Source organism: Streptomyces sp. H27-H5, from assembly GCF_026627505.1.
Lineage (GTDB): Bacteria > Actinomycetota > Actinomycetes > Streptomycetales > Streptomycetaceae > Streptomyces.
Genome location: NZ_JAPNLK010000023.1, coordinates 42,050 through 59,720 on the forward strand (window position 1 = coordinate 42,050; position 17,671 = coordinate 59,720).

Consider the following 17,671-nt stretch of genomic DNA (forward strand, 5'->3'; position numbering starts at 1 on the left):
GCTCAGCGGGCCTCCACCATCCGGGCGAAGACGACCACGTTGCCGTCGTAGCCCTGGGCCTTCGAGTAGCCGCCGCCACAGGTGATCACCCGGAGTTCCGCGTGCCCGGTGTCCCCGTACACCCGGGCTCCGGGGAAGGCGTCCTTGGAGAAGACCTCCACGCCGTACACCTCGAACACGGCCGTCCGCCCGTCGTAGCGCTCCACCTCGATGCGGCTGCCCTTGCGGACCGACCCCAGACCGTAGAAAACGGCCGGACCCTGCGCGTTGTCCACGTGACCCACGATCACGGCGGACCCGCGCTGGCCCGGCGAGATCCCGTTGAGGTACCAGCCGGCGAGGTTCGGATCCGCCGGCGGCGGGGCGTCGATCCAGCCCGTCGCGTCCAGTCCGACCGTCATCACCGGTGCGTCCACGCTGATCCCGGGGATCCGGATGCGCTGGACCGACGAGTGCTCCAACACCTCCATGTCCGCGGGCGGCGCGGGCGGATTCGCCGGCAGCCGGTCGGTATGCGCCCCGACCGCCGCCGCGGCGGCGGGCTGTGGCGGCCCGCCCTCGAAGTCCACGCCGTTGCGCATCATGGCGAGGCCGGTGAGCAGGACCAGCGCGAGCGCACCCCAGGGGGAGCGTCTCCTCGGTCGCTGCTCACTTTCGTCCTCGGTCATGGCTCTCCCTTCCCGACGCGGGGGTCCCGACCCGCGTTCCAGTCCCTCCCCGGTACGCCCTTCTTCACGCACGCTAAGGGTGCACGCGCGGGACGGCGATCGGGGAAGAGCGAACGGGTGGTGCCGCCGGACGGGGTGCGGCCATCCAGGTAATCGTCACATAAATGACTGACGGGTCGTGACCTGCGGATCCGTCAGATGAGATGCCCGCGCTTCGGCGTGTCGCTCAACCGGGCGGCCCAAAGCCGGAAATGCGCTGGTTGCGAGCCGCCCCGAGGGTTCGTGATGGGAGGCGTTCTCGTCGATCTTCCCGGGCGACCGCTCCGGGGCGCTTCCCGCTGGAGGTTCCACCATGCGTGCTTCTCGCGCTCTTGCCGTGACCGCCGCGGCGTTCGCCGTCGTCGGTCTCGGGATTCCGTTCGCTTCGGCGAACCCGGCGGGCGGGCCGCCATCAGGCGGCGGCAACGGCCCAAGCAACGTCACGGTCAACCCGTACTCCGTCCACCAGGGCTCCACGATGCAGGTCAGCGCGGCCGGCTGCGGCCACGGTGGCACGGTCTGGTCGCACGGCAACTTTCCGCAGACGAACCTGTCGGCCGGCTCCATCGGGTTCGCGACCGTCCGCATCTTCAACCACGCGTCTCCCGGCCACCAGACGCTGTCCGTCAAGTGCCACGACAACAGCCTGGTGGCCACGCACCGCTTCACGATCCTCGACGGGCGCGGTGCGCAAGGCGGCCTGGGCGGCTCCTTCGGCCCGTCCTCCACCGAGACCGCGATCGGCGCGGGGCTCATCAGTGCCGCCGCCCTCGGGGCCGGCGTCCACGTGATGCGCCGTCGCCGTCCCGTCGCCGGCCGGGTCTGACCGGCTGACCTCCCCGGTCGTCCCGGAACCGCCGGTCGCCCCGAAGTCCTGACCAGGACTGGGGGCGACCGGCGGTTGTCGGGCGGGTGGCGAATGGTGCGTACGGGCGGGATGGGCGCTGCTGGTGGTGCGTACGGGTCGGGCGGTACCGGTGGTGTGTACCAGGGGGGCGGGGTACGGGCGTGCGGGCGGGTCAGTGGCCGCGGGCCGAGCGGCGACGGCGCAAGGCGTACGTGGTACCGGCCGCGCCGGCGAGCACCAGGGCCGCACCCAGGCCCAACTCCACGGGGTCCATGCCGGCCACGCTGCCGCCGAGGCCGCCTCGGACACCGAGTCCGGGGGCACTGGAGGCGGGGCGGGACACGGACCGGGTGGGCGTGACGCCGGCCGACCGGGTCGGCGTCCGGGTGGGGACGACGACGGGCGGCGGGGGCGGGATCGGGGCCGGCGTGCGGCGGACGCCCACGGTGGAACTGGTGGTCGGCCGGGCCGTGCCGCCGGCGATCGTCAGGTCGGCGGAGCCGGTCTCTCCGTTGCAGGTGAAGGAGACGGAGTACAGGGCCCCGACCCGGGCGTCCCGGTCCACGGTGACCCGCGCGGTCTGGCCGCGCGCGATGCTCACGGTGTCGAAGACCCCGGAGGAGGCGGTGGCGAACGCCGCATCGCAGCCGGTGACGGAGAGCACCGTCTGACCGCCGGGCGCGACGGTCGAGGGGGTGATGGTGAAGCCGAACGAGGTGATGGGCGCGGCCTCGGCCGCAGTCGCGGCGGGCGCGCCCAAGGCGCCGAGCGCGAGAGCGGCGCCCGTGGCACCGGCGCTCAGCAGGGCTGTGGCGGAGCTGCGTATCGCACCCATGGAGTTTCTCCGGATCCCCGAGGAGCAGCCGCGGAACGGTTTCCGCACGTGGGGGGTCGTGCGCCTCGATGCTCGCCACGCTAGGTGCGGGGGCCGTGACCCGCGATCAGGAACGGGCGAATGGGGCATGCCGGTAGGCCGAACCGGGGACGGGAGGCCCGTCCCCGGTTTGCCGACGGGCGTCGGGGTGCGGTGTTCCGTCAGTTCTCCAGGCCCAGATGCGGGAACTGGGCGAGGAACGGTTCCGCGGTCGCCGCGATCCCCCGCCCGAACGGTGCGTCGAAGTCCCAGATCAGGAAGAGCAGGAAGGCGATCAGGGCGCTGAACAGCCCCGCCAGCAGCATCTCGCGGAACGAGCGCCGGATCTGGAGGGTGAAGATCAGCCCGACCGTCACCAGTGCGCCGGCGATCAGCCCGAACCACACCACTCCGGGCATGGTGGCGCCGGCGCTCTGGCCGCGGGCGTTGCGGGCGTCGTCCACGAGCGCGACCTGGTCGACCAGTGGCTGGTAGGCCTGCCCCTCGTGGTTGGTCCGCGGCTCGTAGTCGGTCACGTCCCGGCGGATGCGCTCCAACAACTCTGCGCTCTGATCGGTGAGTTCACCCTTCTCCGCCATCTGCGTCCACTCCGTGTCGACCACGTGCGTCACATACGCGTCGACGTCGGAGCGGATCTTCTTGCGGATGTCCGCCGGATAGACCTCGGATCGGACGCTGATCTCGTGCAGGGCCTGCGATTCCTGGCGCACGTATTCCTGGGCGGCCCCGCGGCCCTCCCAGACGCCCGCGATCGCCAGGCCCAGGACGATCGCGTAGATCACCCCGATCATCATCGTCATGTACTCGATGACGTCCGGGGTCTCGTTCGGATCGTCGTCGTCGCCGATCCGCCGGTGATTGAAGAAGGCGATGGACAGCACCACGGCACAGGCCGCTGCCATCGCGAGGGACAGGACGAGCCATTCCGACAAGAAGACTCCAAGACGAGGGGTAGGGAAAGGATCGAGAGCGGGTCAGCGCGGGCGCAGCGCGACGATCGCGAGCACCGCGGGAGCCGCGGTCATGAGGGTGAAGGTGACCGGCGAGATGTGGTGCTCGACCGGCTTGCGGGTCGCCGCGTGGTAGCTCGGCCGGGCCACGACCTTGGGCGGCGCGGGCGGTGGGGTCACCACGGGGGTGGGCGCCGGCTCCGGTGCGGGCTTCGGCGCAGCGACCGGCGGCTTGTGGACCACGAGGACCGGCGCCGCGGGTGCCGCCGGCTTGGGCACGGGCTTGGGGGCGGGCTTCGGCGCCGGCTTGGGGGCCGGCTTCGGCGGCGCGGGAGGCGGCGGGGTGGGCTTGGGCTTCGGTGGCGGGGTGGGCTTCGGCGGGGTGGGCGTCGGCGTGGGAGTCGGCTTCGGTGGGCACGGTGGGGGAGGCGGCGGCGGGCAGTGGTGCCCGCCGTGATGACCTCCGCCGTGGTGCCCACCGTGGTGCCCGCCGTGGCCGTGACCATGGCCACGGCCGTTTCCGCGGTCGGCTCCCTCGCTGTTCCCCTGGTCGTTTCCGCGGCCGACGACGTGGCTGTTTTCGTGATGTACGCCACCTCGGCCGGCTCCGCCCCCGCCCTTGCCGGCGGCCGCGAGCACCCGGACGGCGCTCGCGCCGTCCCCGGTGTCGATCGTCGCGTAGGCGCGGCTATCGGCCACGGCCGGCGTGGCGGACAAGGCCGCCCACAGCAGGACCGGGACCGCCAGCAGGCGCCGGGCACAGGCTCTGTTCACCCCGGGAGCATGGGCCCGCGCGCGCCCGCGCACGTGAAGGTCGGCTCTGGTTCGCCTGAACGGGCGGAGTTCGGACCATAGAGGTTTGAGCCAGTCTTCGATCGTGTCAGGTTACCCACCGGTCAATTCCCAAAAGGTATTTGTCGGTTTCGCTCAAAGCCCCCGGAGGGACCCGTTCCTGGCTTTGGTGTGTGACCAAGAACGGATCGCCAATTTCCGCTTTTGCTCGCTCCGTTGGGCAATGATCAGTACATTCGGCTCGGACAGGAGTCCGACCCCCGGGCGGACCCTCGACGGCCCACGGCACGACTACCGCTTGGAGACCCCGATGGAGCGCCCCGCCTGGGCCCCGCCAGGCATCGACATATCGGTGCCGAGCGTGTCCCGCATCTACGATTACTACCTGGGCGGCTCGCACAATTTCGAGGTCGACCGCCAGGCCGCCCGGCGCGCCATGGAATTCCTGCCGGGCCTCCCCAAGATCATGCAGGCCAACCGGGCATTCATGCGGCGCGCCGTCCGTCACGCCGTCTCCCAGGGCGTCACCCAGTTCCTCGACATCGGCTCCGGCATCCCGACCTTCGGCAACGTCCACGAGATCGCCCGGGCCGCCAGCCCCGAGGCGCGCGTCGTCTACGTCGACCACGACCCGGTGGCCGTCGCGCACAGCCAGGCCGTCCTGGCCGGCGACGAACTCACCGGAGTCGTCGCCGCCGACCTGCGCAAGCCGCAGGAGATCCTCGCCGGCCCCGAGGTCACCCGACTGATCGACTTCGAACGCCCGGTCGCACTGCTGCTCGTCGCCGTCCTGCACTTCATCGAGGACTCCGACGACCCGTACACCGCCGTCGCGCAGCTGCGCGACGCGCTGGGCCCGGGCAGCCTGCTGATCCTCACCCACGCCTCGTACGAGGGCATCCCCCTGTCCCAGGAGGTCGCGGGCGGGGCCGTCGGCGTCTACCGGGACATCCGCAACCCGCTCGTGATGCGCGACCACCAGGAGATCAGCCGCTTCTTCGACGGCTTCGAATGGGTCGAACCGGGCCTCGTCTCCATGCCGGACTGGCACCCCGACCGCGCCGACTCGCCGGCCGACGGCGACACTCCGGAGGACCCGTACGCCTTCTCGGGCTTCGGCGGCGTGGGACGCAAGGCGTGAGACTCCCGGCTCCGACCCCGCACTCCGCCGGCCCGACCTCGGCCCTCCAGTCGGGCGCCGGGGTCGGGAAGCACCCGAAGGAACCCCCGAGCGAGGACAACCCGCCGCCCGGCCCGCGCGCGGGCCGGGCGCCCGTGGGAGAACTGCGCAGCGGACTGGAGGACCGGATCGCGCGCTTCGCGACGATCTGGGGGCGCGCCATCTTCCCGGTCACCGCCACGTCGCTGACCCGGCCCGAGTTCGAACGACACCTCGTCCCGCTCACCCGCACCCTCACCGAGGCGCTGCACGCGCGACCCTTCGACGCGACCATCGCCCAGCGGGTCGGAGCCGAACTCGTCGCCGTGCACTGCACCGACCCGGAGGCCCTCGCCGGGACCCTCGGCGTGGTCGAGTCGTACCTCGTCCTGTACTGCGGCCCGGACGGCGCCGGAGTGGAGGGCACCGAGGAGTACCGGGCCCGCTGCGCCCGGCTCCAGCACGGCATCGCGGCCGGGTTCGCCCGGGCGCTGCGCGAACGCACCCTCAAGGAGCAGGAGGCCATCGCCCGCTCCGCCCTGACCGCACGCATCGACGCCCAGAAGGCCCTGCACGCCAGCGAGGCACGCTTCCGCGCCGTCTTCGAGGGCGCCGCGATCGGCATCGGCATCGCGGACCTCCAGGGCAACGTACTGGAGGTCAACGACACCCTCCTGCAGATGTTCGGCGGCCTCGAAGGACACGTCCGGGGCCGCAACGTCAGCGATTGGGGCCACCCCGACGACACCCCGCACGTCTGGCGGATGTACGGCGAACTGGTGCGCGGCGAGCGCGAGCACTACCGGGTGGAGAAGCCGTACTACCGGCACGACGGAACCGTGCTGTGGACCAACCTGACGGTGTCGCTGTTGCGTGACGCCGAGGGACGGCCGCAGTACCAACTGGCCCTCATGGAGGACACCACCGAACGCCGGCTGCTGAACCTGCGGCTGCGCTACGAGGCCACCCACGACGCCCTGACCGGCCTGCCCAACCGGACGCTCTTCTTCGAACGCCTGGAAAAGGCCCTCAACGGGGCCGGCGGCAGCCGATTCGGCCTGTGCTACCTGGACCTCGACGGCTTCAAGGCGGTCAACGACAGCCTCGGACACTCGGCGGGCGACCGACTGCTCGTGGAGGTCGCCGACCGGCTGGAGAGCTGCGCGACCGGGCCCGGCGAGGTCGTCGCGCGCCTCGGCGGCGACGAGTTCGTCGCGCTGACCACCGGCTCCGACACCGAGGAGAAGGTGACGGAACTCGCGGTCCGCATCCTCTCCGCGCTCTCCACCCCGATCCGGTTGGAAGGGCGGGAGCTGACCGTCCGGGGCAGCATCGGCATCGTCGAGGGCCCGGCGGGCGAACGCACCCCGGCCGAGGTGCTGCGCAGCGCCGACATCACGATGTACCGGGCCAAGGCGGCCGGTGGGAACCGCTTCGAGTTCGCCGACGAGGAGGCCGACGCCCGCGCCATCACCCGGCACGGCCTGACCAACGCCCTCCCGGCGGCGCTGGAACGCGGCGAGTTCTTCATCGAGTACCAGCCGCTGGTGCACATGCACGACGGCAGCGTCCACGGCGCCGAGGCCCTGGTGCGCTGGTCGCACCCGCAGTACGGGGTACTCGGCCCGGACCGCTTCATCCCGCTGGCCGAGCGGACCGGACTGATCGTGCCCCTCGGCCGCTGGGTCCTGGAGGAGTCCGTCCGGCAGGCCTGCAACTGGCAGCGCCAGTACGGCGGCTCGGCCCTGCGGATCAACGTCAACCTGTCGCCGACCCAGCTCCATCACCCCGGCCTGGTCGCCGACACCGTGCGGGTCCTGGAGGCCTCCGGGCTGGCCCCGGGCGCGCTGTGCCTGGAGGTCACCGAGTCGGCCTTGATCGGAGCCGACGACGAACTCCTCGAGCCGCTACGCCGGCTCGCCGCCCTCGGCGTGGACATCGCCCTCGACGACTTCGGCACCGGCTACTCCAACCTGGCCAACCTGCGCCGCCTCCCGGTCAGCGTCCTGAAGCTGGACCGCTCCTTCACCCAGGGGATGCAGCACCAGCCGGCCAACCCCGTCGACGTCAAGATCGTGGAGGGGATCGTCGCCCTGGCGCACAGCCTCGAACTCGCCGTGACCGTCGAGGGCGTGGAGACCGGGGTCCAGGCCGCCCAGTTGCGCGACCTCGGCTGCGACACCGCGCAGGGCTGGTACTACGCCCGTCCCGGCGCCCCGGACCGCATCCACTCGCTCTCCCTCTCGGACGCGGTCCCCACTCCCTGACGCCACCTTCCTGACGCCCGCGGCGCCGCCCCGGCCCGGGTGTCCCGGCGGCGGTGTGGGGCGGTGTTCGGCGTGCCGGCCGTGCCGCGCGCGTCGCCCGTGTTCAGCGGTGGGGGCGGTGCGGCGAACCTGCGAGGCTGCGGTCACGGTTCGGGTGGGTGGTATGGGGAGCGTCGCCGGGGTGCCGTTTCCGGTCGGGCGTGCGGTGCGAATGAGCGCCGCGGGGCCGCCGTCCCGGTTCGGGTGCCGGCCGGGCGTGAGCGGGACACGACCGCCGGGGGCGCCCCCGGCGGGTCGCGGGGGAGGTCAGCCCCGTCCGGACTCTGTACCGTTGCCCGCCGTGCGCACCGCGGCCAGCACCCGTCGGTGCCGTCGGACGGTCTCGGTCAAGACCTCGGCGGCCGCCGGAAGCCGCTCGGCCTCGTACGCGCCGAGAGCCGCCTCCCGGACGGGCCCGGTCTCTTCGCCGAGCGCCGCGGCCAGTGTTCGCGCCAGGGCCGCCGCGTCCTGGATCCCGGTGTTCATGCCCAGCCCTCCGGCGATCGGTTGGACGTGGGCCGCGTCTCCCGCGAGGAAGACCCGGCCCTCGCGTATCCGGGCCGCCATGCGGACGTTGACCCGCCAGGTCGACAGCCAGGTGGCTTTCCCGAGTCGTATCCCCGGCATCCGGGCGTGCCGGTCGAACAGTCGCTGAAAGCTCTCCAGTGAGGGCGGCAGTGGCCGGCCGTGCTCGTCGCGCTCCCGGGAGGCCTGGAGTTGGAAGGTGTCCGTCCCTGGTATCGGGCAGAGCAACATGACCCCGCCGTCCGAGGTGAACCACTGGTGCCAGACGTCCCGCCCCAGCCCCGGCGCCGTCACGTCCCCGACCACCATCGCCTCGTCCTCCTCGCTCGTCCCCTCGAAGGCGATCCCGAGGAGCGTGCGGGTCGTGCTGTGTCCGCCTTCGCATCCCGCAAGGTACCCGGCTCGGATGACCCGGCCATCGGCCAACTCCGCGTCGATCCCGGTGGAGTCCTGGCGCACGTCCGCGAGTGTGGCTCCGTACTCGACGTGCACACCGAACTGGGCAAGCCGGTCGCGCAGCACCGCCTCGATCTGCCACTGGGCCAGGAACAGGAAGTCGGGGACGGGGGTGTCATTGACATGGGCGCCGTCGAAGTACTTGCGGAACGTCAGGTCCGGGATGCCGACGGCCGCCAGTCGCCCGGCGACGCCGAGGTCCGTCAAGACCTTGAGGCCGTCCTGGTTCAGGGACTTGCCGCGGGACTCGCGGTGCGGCGAGGCGCGCTGGTCGATGACGCGCACGGTGACGCCGCGGCGTGCCAGGTCGCAGGCGAGCGTCAGGCCGGTGGGGCCGGAACCCGCAATCAGAACGTCGGTCATCGGATGTCCTCTCGTCGCCAATTCTCGTCGATGACTCAAGGAAAGCGGATCCGGAAGGAAAATGCAACCCGGTCAAATATTTGACTCGGTCACGTCTTGTGTGTACGGTGTGTGACATGGAAAATACGACAGGGCTCCGTGAGAGCAAGAAACTACGAACGCGTCACCGGCTGGCGGCCACGGCGCTGGAACTCTTCCTGGAACGAGGCTTCGACGCCGTTTCGGTGGCGGATGTCGCCGCTGCGGCCGAGGTCTCCAAACCCACCCTGTTCCGGTACTTCCCGAGCAAGGAGGATCTGATCCTCGATCGCTTCGCGGACCACCAGGACGAGGCGGCGCGCATCGTGCGCGACCGGGAAAGTGGGCAGACCCCGGGGGGTGCGCTCCATGCGCACTTCCTGGCGGGCCTCGCGAAACGGGACCCGATCACCGGCCTCTGCGATCATCCGAACGTCCTGGCGTTCCAGGAGCTGCTGTACTCCACGGCGAGCCTGGAGGGCCGCATGGCCCACTACACGACCCGTGAGGTGGAACTGCTCGCGGAAGTCCTGGAGGCGGAGTCCGTCGCCCCGCTCGCCGCTCGCATGGCGGCCACGCACCTGGTGGCGGTACGTCAGGGGCTGGGCAGGGCGAACTGGGCTCGCATCGCCTCGGGCGTGAGCGCGGACGACGCCTACGCGGCAGCCGTCACCGAAGCCGACCAGGCCTTCGGGATGCTGGCCGAAGGGCTCGACGCGAACCTGTCCAGACGTTCCTGAACGAGCCGGTCGCGGCCCGCGCCCTCCGGGTTCCAGGTTCGGCGCTCCGGGTCCGAGGTTCCGGCCCCCGGCCGCCGGTCGCAGCTTGCCCGTGCGCTGGACGGTCCCCGCAGCCGCAGCCCACACCGCCCTGCGACCCGCATCGCCCCGAGCCCGCCACCGCGCATCGAGCCCGCCCGCCCACTGGATGCCCCGCAGCCCCGCAGCCCCGCCGCCCCCGCATCGGATCCGCCCCACCCCTCCCCCCGCAGCCCCCGCAGCGGTCCGGTCAGTGCACCAGCAGCATGCGCTTGAGTTCCCGAGCCGCGCGGGGCGGGGCGACGTCCGTGCGGTGGGCCAGTGCGATCGTGCGGCGCAGGGGGGAGCCGGCCAGCGGGGTGGCGCGGAGGCCGGGGCCGCCGTGGGCGACCACCATGGCCGGGACCACCGCGAGGCCCAGGCCGGCGCGGACGAAGCCGAGCACCGCGTCCATCTCGCCGCCCTCCACCGTGAACACCGGCTCGAAGCCCGCCGCCCGGCAGGCCGCCACCGTCAGATCGCGCAGGTCGTAGCCGTGTCGGAACATCACCATCGGTTCGTCCCGCAAGGCGGAGATCGTCAGCGGGCCGCCTCCCGCCGGCGGCGGAAGGGCGGCCGAGGAGACCACCACCAGGTCCTCCGTCAACAACTCCACAGTGGTCAGGGCAGGTGCCGACGGCGGCAGCGGCAGCGAGACGAGGGCCAGGTCCAAGACCCCCCGCGCCAGCTCCCGCACGAGGTCCAGTGACCCGCTCTCCTCGATCAGCAGCTCGATCCCGGGGTGGGCGGAGTGGAAGGCCCGCAGCACGCCCGGCAGCAGCCCCGTGCACACGCTCGGCGTGGCTCCGAGTCGCACCCGCCCGCGCCGCAGCTGCGCCAGTTCCTGTACCTCCAGCCGCGCCGTGTCGGCGTCCGCGAGGATGCGTCGGGCCAGCGGCAGCAGGGCCTCGCCCGCGTCGGTGAGCGCGATGTTGCCGCGCGCCCGGCTGAAGAGTTCCGCGCCCAGCTCCCTTTCGAGCGCTTTGATCTGCTGGGACAGCGAAGGCTGCGCCACGTGTTCACGCTCTGCCGCGCGGGTGAAATGCCGGGTCTCGGCAACGGCCACGAAGTACACGAGCTGCTGGAACTGCATCGTGCCAGCGTAGCCCTTGTATAGGGAATCCCTATCGACATCAGCTTCACCATGTCTTGGACCTTTCGGGACCTTCGTCCCTACCGTCGATGTCATGGCATTGGCAACCCGGACGGATCGACGGCCGTCCACCTCGCGCACGCTCTGGGACTCCACCGTCGGCAAGAAGTCCGTGATGGCGGTCTCCGGCCTGATCATGCTCGGCTACCTCGTCGTCCACATGCTCGGCAACCTCAAGATCTTCTTCGGCGCGGACGAATTCAACGGCTACGCCCACTGGCTGCGCACGCTCGGCTCCCCGTTCCTGCACCACGAGTGGGCCCTGTGGATCGTCCGCCTCGTGCTGGTCGCCGCCGTCGTGGCCCACGGGGTCTGCGCGTACCAGCTCAGCCGCCGCGACATCAAGGCACGCCCGGTGAAGTACGCCCACAAGCGGCGGCGCGCGAGCTATGCCACCCGCACCATGCGGTGGGGCGGGATCATCCTCGCCCTGTTCATCGTCTGGCACCTCCTCGACCTCACCACGCTCACCGTCAACGAGCGCGCCTGGGCCGGCCACCCGTACGAGAACGTGCTGTCCACCTTCTCCACCTGGTACGGCAACACCATCTACATCGTGGCGATGGCGGCCCTCGGCCTGCACGTCCGCCACGGCTTCTGGAGCGCCGCCCAGACCCTCGGCGCCGGCAACGCCCGGCGTGACCGGGCCCTGAAGATCCTGGCCGACGCCCTGGCCCTCGTCCTCTTCGCGGGCTTCGTGTCCGTCCCCGTCGCCGTCATGACCGGAGTGGTGAGCTGACCATGAGCACCCCCTACGCCGACTACACCCTCGGCGACCCGATCGTCGACACCAAGGCCCCCGACGGCCCGATCGCCGAACGCTGGGACCGCCGCCGCTTCGAGGCCAAACTCGTCAACCCGGCCAACCGCCGCAAGCACACCGTCATCGTCGTCGGCACCGGTCTGGCCGGCGGGGCCGCCGGCGCCACCCTCGCCGAGCAGGGCTACCACGTCGTCCAGTTCTGCTTCTCCGACTCACCGCGCCGCGCCCACTCCATCGCCGCGCAGGGCGGCATCAACGCCGCCAAGAACTACCGCAACGACGGCGACTCCGTGCACCGCCTCTTCTACGACACCGTCAAGGGCGGCGACTTCCGCGCCCGCGAGTCCAACGTCCACCGCCTCGCCCAGATCTCCGTCGAGATCATCGACCAGTGCGTGGCCCAGGGCGTCCCCTTCGCCCGCGAGTACGGCGGCCTCCTCGACACCCGCTCCTTCGGCGGCGTCCAGGTCTCCCGCACCTTCTACGCCCGAGGTCAGACCGGACAGCAACTGCTGCTCGGCGCCTACCAGGCGCTCTCCCGACAGATCGCCGCCGGCAACGTCGAGATGCACGCCCGCACCGAGATGCTCGACCTGATCACGATCGACGGAGTGGCCCGGGGCATCGTGGCCCGCGATCTGATCACCGGCACGATCGAGGCCCACTACGCCGACGCGGTGGTCCTGGCCAGTGGCGGCTACGGCAACGTCTTCTACCTCTCCACCAACGCCATGAACTCCAACGCGACCGCCGTCTGGCGGGCGCACCGACGCGGCGCGCACTTCGCGAACCCCTGCTTCACACAGATCCACCCCACCTGCGTCCCGCGCACCGGCGACCACCAGTCGAAGCTCACCCTGATGAGCGAATCGCTGCGCAACGACGGCCGGATCTGGGTCCCCAAGGCCGAGGGCGACACCCGGCCCGCCGCCGACATCCCCGAAGACGAGCGCGACTACTACCTGGAGCGGATCTACCCCTCCTTCGGCAACCTCGTGCCCCGCGACATCGCCTCCCGCGCCGCGAAGAACGTCTGCGACGAGGGTCGCGGCGTCGGCCCCGGCGGACAGGGCGTGTACCTCGACTTCGCCGACGCGATCCGCCGCATGGGCAAGGACAAGGTCGCGGAGAAGTACGGCAACCTCTTCGACATGTACGAGCGGATCACCGCGGAGAACCCGTACGAGGTGCCCATGCGGATCTACCCCGCCGTGCACTACACGATGGGCGGACTGTGGGTCGACTACGACCTCCAGACGACCGTCCCCGGCCTGTTCGCGATCGGCGAGGCCAACTTCTCCGACCACGGGGCCAACCGCCTCGGCGCCTCCGCGCTGATGCAGGGCCTGGGCGACGGCTACTTCGTCCTCCCCTCCACCATCAACGACTACCTGGCCCGCCGCCACGCCGAGGCCGACGCCGATGCGTTGGACGACCACCACCCCGAGGTCGCCGCGGTGCTGCGCGAGACCCGCGACTGCCTGGTCAAACTCCTCGCCGTCGACGGCGACCGGACCCCCGACTCCTTCCACCGGGAGATCGGTGAACTCATGTGGGAGTACTGCGGCATGGCCCGCACCGAAGCCGGTCTGCGCAAGGCACTGGCCCGCATTCCGGAGATCCGCGAGGAGTTCTGGAAGCGGATCAAGGTCCCGGGCAGCGGCGCCGAGTTCAACCAGTCGCTGGAGAAGGCCAATCGCATCATCGACTACCTGGAACTCGCCGAGCTGATGTGTCTCGACGCCCTCCACCGCGCCGAGTCCTGCGGCGGGCACTTCCGCGAGGAGTCCCAGACCCCGGACGGCGAAGCCGCCCGCCGCGACGAGGAGTTCGGGTACGTGGCCGCCTGGCAGTACCAGGGCACCGGCGCCGCACCCGTCCTGCACAAGGAAGACCTCGTCTTCGAGTACGTCCACCCCACCCAGCGGAGCTACGCATGAGGCTCACCCTGCGCGTCTGGCGCCAGCGCAACCCCGAGACCCCGGGCGCCATGGCCTCCTACGAGGTCGACGGCATCTCCCAGGACATGTCGTTCCTGGAGATGCTCGACACCCTCAACGAGGACCTCATCCTGCGCGGCGAGGACCCGGTCGCCTTCGACCACGACTGCCGCGAGGGCATCTGCGGAGCCTGCAGCCTCGTCATCAACGGTGACGCCCACGGACCCGAGCGCACCACGACCTGCCAGCTCCACATGCGTTCCTTCGCCGACGGGGACACCATCGACGTCGAGCCCTGGCGGGCCTCGGCCTTCCCGGTCGTCAAGGACCTCGTCGTCGACCGCAGCGCCTTCGACCGGATCATCCAGGCCGGCGGCTACATCACCGCCCCCACCGGCGCCGCCCCCGAGGCGCACGCCACCGCGGTGCCCAAGCCGGCCGCCGACCACGCCTTCGAGCACGCGGAGTGCATCGGATGCGGTGCGTGCGTGGCCGCCTGCCCCAACGGCTCGGCCATGCTGTTCACCTCCGCCAAGGTCAACCACCTCAACGTCCTGCCGCAGGGCTCGCCCGAACGCGAGACCCGCGTCCTCGACATGGTGGCCCGGATGGACGACGAGGGATTCGGCGGCTGCACCCTGACCGGCGAGTGCGCCACGGCCTGCCCGAAGGGCATCCCGCTGCCGTCGATCGCCGCGATGAACAAGGAGTGGCTGCGGGCGGTCCGCAAGGGCTGACCGGGCCGTGTGAGCCCCGTACGAGCGTCCTCCGCCGGGTCCGGGCCGGCCGGCCCCGGTTCCCCCGGCCTGGGCCGATCGGCTGACCCGATCCGCCGACCGGGCGCTCGTGCGGGCCGTACGTCGCGCCGCGCCCCGGCGGCGCGCGGCGCGTGGGGGACAGTGAGCCCCATGCCAGAAGCCCCCGCCGGGACCGGACCGCGCCGCCGCACCGTGTTGGCCGCCGCCCTCGCCCCGCTCGCGGTGGCCGGCTGCGCCTCCGAGGAACCCGCCGGTCCGGCGCCCGGCCCCCAGGCCGTCGCCAAGGACGCCGTCGTGATGGTGATCCGGCACGGGGAGAAGCCGTACGCCGGGGACACCGGCGAGGACGAGGACGGCAACGAGGACCCCGGCTTCCTGGCCGGCCGGGGATGGCGCCGCGCCGAGGAACTGCACCGGCTCTTCCCGCCGAGCCGCGGTTCCGTCCTGCCCGGCCCGCGGCCGTCTTCGCCACCGGCGGCAAGCCGCCCGCCCCGGCCCGCTGCAAGCAGACCGTCGAGGCGCTGGCCGCCGCGCTGAAGACCCCCGTCCGCACCGAGTTCGGCATCGGCGCCGAAGCGGGACTGGCCCGCGCCGCCCTGGCCGCGCGGATGCCCGTGCTCGTCTGTTGGGAGTACGCCGGCATGCCCCGCCTGGTCCGCGCCCTCGGCGCACACCAGGTCCTCGGGGTCCCCGCGATCTGGCCCGACCGCTACGACCTCGTCTGGGTCTTCACCCGCCGGCGGGGCGAGTGGAGCTTCCGCGAACTCCCGCAGCAACTGCTGCCGGGCGACGCCTGAGCCTTCCCGGTGCCTGCCCGGGAGGCGGATGTCAGCCCCCGCCCTCGCCCCCGAGTGCCCGCGCCAGGTAGCCCGCCGTGACGCTGCCGGGCGTGCGGGCCACCTCGCGCGGGGTTCCCGACGCGATCACGCGGCCGCCCGCCGCACCACCGCCCGGGCCCATGTCGAGGACCCAGTCCGCGCCGGCCACCACCGCCATGTCGTGCTCCACGACCACCACCGAGTGCCCGGCGTCCACCAGGCCGTGCAACTGCCGCATCAACACCCGCACATCTGCCGGGTGCAGTCCCGTGGTCGGCTCGTCCAACAGGTACAGGGTGTGGTCGCGGCGCGAGCGCTGGAGCTCCGACGCCAGTTTGACGCGCTGCGCCTCCCCGCCGGACAGTTCGGTCGCCGGCTGGCCCAACCGCAGGTAGCCCAGCCCGATCTCCTCCAGTGCCCGCAGGCTGCGGCCCGCCGCCGGGACCTCCGCGAAGAACCCCGTCGCGGCCTCCACCGTCAGACCGAGCACCTCCGCGATGTTCAGGCCCCGATAACGGACCTCCAGCGTCTCGGAGTTGTAGCGGGCGCCCGCGCACTGCGGACACGGTGCGTACGTACTCGGCAGGAACAGCAGCTCCACCGACACGAACCCCTCGCCCTGGCAGGTCTCGCAGCGGCCGCCCGGCACGTTGAAGGAGAACCGGCCGGCCTTCCAGCCGCGCGCCTTCGCCTCCTCGGTGGCCGTGAAGAGCCTGCGCACCACGTCGAACAGCCCCGTGTACGTGGCCAGGTTGGACCGCGGGGTCCGGCCGATTGGCTTCTGGTCCACCTCCACGAGGCGGCGTACGGGAAAGTTCGGATCGGTGAGCCGCCCGGACACCTCCTCGGCGAGCGCCTGCCCGACGAGCGTGGACTTCCCGGACCCGGACACGCCGGTGACGGCGGTGAACACCCCCAGCGGGAACTCGGCGTCGACACCGCGCAGGTTGTGGCGCCGTACCCCGCTGAGCCGGATCGTCGCGCCGGCGGTGCGCGCCGGTCGGGGCGCGAGGGGTTCCTCCGTCCCGAACAGGGCCCGCGCGGTCGCCGATTCGGCCACGTCGGCCAGTGCGGCCGGGGGCCCGCAGTGCAGCACTTGCCCGCCGTGCTCGCCGGCCGCCGGCCCGACGTCCACCAGCCAGTCCGCGTGGCGCACCACGTCCAGGTGGTGTTCCACGACGAAGACGGTGTTCCCGGCCGCCTTCAGCCGGTCCAACACGCTCAACAGGGCTTCGGTGTCCGTCGGGTGCAGCCCTGCCGAGGGCTCGTCCAGGACGTACACCACTCCGAACAGGCCCGACCGCAACTGCGTGGCCAGCCGCAGCCGTTGCAGTTCGCCCGCCGACAGGGTGGGTGCGGTGCGGTCCAGGCTCAGGTAGCCGAGTCCCAGCTCGGTGACGGGGTCGATGCGCGAACGCAGGTCCTCGACCAGGACCCGCGCCGCCTCACCCTCCGAGGGCGCCGTCGCCAGCACCTCGTCCAGGTCCGTCAGCGCGAGCGCCGCCGCCTCGGCGATCGTGCGGCCCGCGAAGGTCACCGCCAGGGCCTCGGGGCGAAGACGACGCCCCTCGCACACCGGGCAGGGCGCGTCGGTGAGGAACCGCTCCGCCCGGGCCCTGAGGGTGGCGCTCCTGCTGTCGGAGAACGTCCGCATCACGTACCGGTGCGCGCTCATGTACGTGCCCTGGTAAGGCCGTTGGATGCGGTCCGCGTCGCGCACCGGGTGCACGGTCACCACGGGCTGTTCCTCCGTGAACAGGATCCACTCGCGGTCCTTGGCCGCCAACTCCCGCCAAGGGCGGTCGACGTCGTACCCGAGCGCGTCGAGGACGTCCCGCAGGTTCTTGCCCTGCCAGGCACCCGGCCAGGCGGCGATCGCGCCCTGGCGGATCGACAGGTCGGGATCCGGTACGAGGAGTTCCTCGCTGGTGTGGTGTACGCGCCCCAGCCCCTGGCAGGAAGGGCAGGCGCCCGCGGCCGTGTTGGGGGAGAAGGAGTCCGAGTCGAGCCGTTCGGCGCCGTCGGGGTAGGTGCCCGCCCGCGAGTACAGCATCCGCAGGGAGTTCGACAGCAGCGTCACCGTGCCCACCGAGGAACGCGAGCCGGGCGAGGAACGTCGCTGCTGCAACGAGACGGCGGGCGGCAGGCCCGTGACGGAGTCCACCTTCGGGGCGCCGATCTGGTGGATCAGCCGGCGGGCGTACGGGGCCACGGACTCGAAGTAGCGGCGTTGGGCCTCGGCGTAGAGCGTCCCGAACGCCAGGGAGCTCTTGCCGGATCCGGAGACGCCGGTGAAGACGGTGAGCGCGTCGCGCGGGATGTCCACGTCGACCCCGCGCAGATTGTGCTCCCGGGCGCCCCGGACCCGTACACAGGGGTCGTGGCTCGGGCTCGGGGGGCCGGGGGCGTACGGGCCCGGGGTGGGGGAGTGGTGCATTCGCCCCA

Annotated in this window: 15 protein-coding genes; 8 read left to right on the forward strand and 7 right to left on the reverse strand. The window is 71.9% G+C overall.

Going from position 1 to position 17,671, the window contains the following annotated elements:
* Window positions 1-2: 2 nt before the first annotated feature.
* Entirely contained in the window at window positions 3-668 is a 666-nt protein-coding gene (locus OTB19_RS14265; protein WP_267798528.1) for a class F sortase, read from the reverse strand.
* Between the two features lie 352 nt (window positions 669-1,020).
* Between OTB19_RS14265 and OTB19_RS14270 the strand changes: the two genes are divergently transcribed.
* Window positions 1,021-1,533, forward strand: coding sequence for a hypothetical protein (locus tag OTB19_RS14270; protein ID WP_267798529.1), 513 nt, complete (start codon window positions 1,021-1,023; stop codon window positions 1,531-1,533).
* 193 nt (window positions 1,534-1,726) lie between these two features.
* Here the strand turns inward: OTB19_RS14270 and OTB19_RS14275 are convergent, their stop codons facing one another.
* The 3 genes from OTB19_RS14275 to OTB19_RS14285 form a co-directional block, all read right to left on the reverse strand.
* Entirely contained in the window at window positions 1,727-2,389 is a 663-nt protein-coding gene (locus OTB19_RS14275; protein ID WP_267798530.1) for a hypothetical protein, read from the reverse strand.
* Between the two features lie 200 nt (window positions 2,390-2,589).
* Window positions 2,590-3,360, reverse strand: a complete 771-nt coding sequence (locus OTB19_RS14280; protein ID WP_267798531.1) for a DUF4239 domain-containing protein — start codon at window positions 3,358-3,360, stop codon at window positions 2,590-2,592.
* 42 nt (window positions 3,361-3,402) lie between these two features.
* Entirely contained in the window at window positions 3,403-4,152 is a 750-nt protein-coding gene (locus OTB19_RS14285; RefSeq protein ID WP_267798532.1) for a hypothetical protein, read from the reverse strand.
* A 328-nt stretch (window positions 4,153-4,480) separates the two neighbouring features.
* Between OTB19_RS14285 and OTB19_RS14290 the strand changes: the two genes are divergently transcribed.
* Together OTB19_RS14290 and OTB19_RS14295 are read left to right on the forward strand one after the other, a co-directional pair.
* Window positions 4,481-5,311: an SAM-dependent methyltransferase gene (locus OTB19_RS14290; RefSeq protein WP_267798572.1), complete on the forward strand. Its 831-nt coding sequence runs from the start codon at window positions 4,481-4,483 to the stop codon at window positions 5,309-5,311.
* A gap of 134 nt (window positions 5,312-5,445) precedes the next feature.
* Window positions 5,446-7,596 carry a putative bifunctional diguanylate cyclase/phosphodiesterase gene (locus OTB19_RS14295; protein ID WP_267798573.1) on the forward strand — a complete coding sequence of 717 codons (2,151 nt, stop codon included), beginning with the start codon at window positions 5,446-5,448 and terminating at the stop codon, window positions 7,594-7,596.
* Between the two features lie 306 nt (window positions 7,597-7,902).
* Here OTB19_RS14295 and OTB19_RS14300 read toward each other — a convergent pair whose 3' ends face one another.
* Window positions 7,903-8,979, reverse strand: a complete 1,077-nt coding sequence (locus OTB19_RS14300; RefSeq protein WP_267798533.1) for an FAD-dependent monooxygenase — start codon at window positions 8,977-8,979, stop codon at window positions 7,903-7,905.
* 116 nt (window positions 8,980-9,095) lie between these two features.
* Here OTB19_RS14300 and OTB19_RS14305 point away from each other — a divergent pair, with 116 nt between their 5' ends.
* Complete coding sequence (locus OTB19_RS14305; RefSeq protein ID WP_267798534.1) at window positions 9,096-9,737, forward strand: TetR/AcrR family transcriptional regulator; 642 nt, start codon at window positions 9,096-9,098, stop codon at window positions 9,735-9,737.
* Between the two features lie 268 nt (window positions 9,738-10,005).
* Here the strand turns inward: OTB19_RS14305 and OTB19_RS14310 are convergent, their stop codons facing one another.
* Entirely contained in the window at window positions 10,006-10,887 is an 882-nt protein-coding gene (locus OTB19_RS14310; RefSeq protein WP_267798535.1) for a LysR family transcriptional regulator, read from the reverse strand.
* Window positions 10,888-10,981: 94 nt separating this feature from the next.
* On the opposite strand from OTB19_RS14310, the gene OTB19_RS14315 reads away from it, so the two are divergent.
* The 4 genes from OTB19_RS14315 (at window position 10,982) to OTB19_RS14330 (ending at window position 15,205) form a co-directional block, all read left to right on the forward strand.
* Window positions 10,982-11,686: a succinate dehydrogenase gene (locus OTB19_RS14315; RefSeq protein ID WP_267798536.1), complete on the forward strand. Its 705-nt coding sequence runs from the start codon at window positions 10,982-10,984 to the stop codon at window positions 11,684-11,686.
* A 2-nt stretch (window positions 11,687-11,688) separates the two neighbouring features.
* Window positions 11,689-13,650, forward strand: coding sequence for a fumarate reductase/succinate dehydrogenase flavoprotein subunit (locus OTB19_RS14320; RefSeq protein WP_267798537.1), 1,962 nt, complete (start codon window positions 11,689-11,691; stop codon window positions 13,648-13,650).
* Window positions 13,647-14,387, forward strand: a complete 741-nt coding sequence (locus OTB19_RS14325; protein WP_266952202.1) for a succinate dehydrogenase/fumarate reductase iron-sulfur subunit — start codon at window positions 13,647-13,649, stop codon at window positions 14,385-14,387. Before OTB19_RS14320 ends, OTB19_RS14325 begins: the two co-directional genes overlap by 4 nt.
* Before the next feature lie 410 nt (window positions 14,388-14,797).
* On the forward strand, window positions 14,798-15,205 hold the full coding sequence (locus OTB19_RS14330) for a hypothetical protein (protein ID WP_267798538.1): 408 nt from the start codon (window positions 14,798-14,800) through the stop codon (window positions 15,203-15,205).
* Between the two features lie 31 nt (window positions 15,206-15,236).
* On the opposite strand, the gene OTB19_RS14335 is transcribed toward OTB19_RS14330, so the two are convergent.
* Window positions 15,237-17,663, reverse strand: coding sequence for an excinuclease ABC subunit UvrA (locus OTB19_RS14335; RefSeq protein ID WP_267798539.1), 2,427 nt, complete (start codon window positions 17,661-17,663; stop codon window positions 15,237-15,239).
* Window positions 17,664-17,671: the final 8 nt, after the last annotated feature.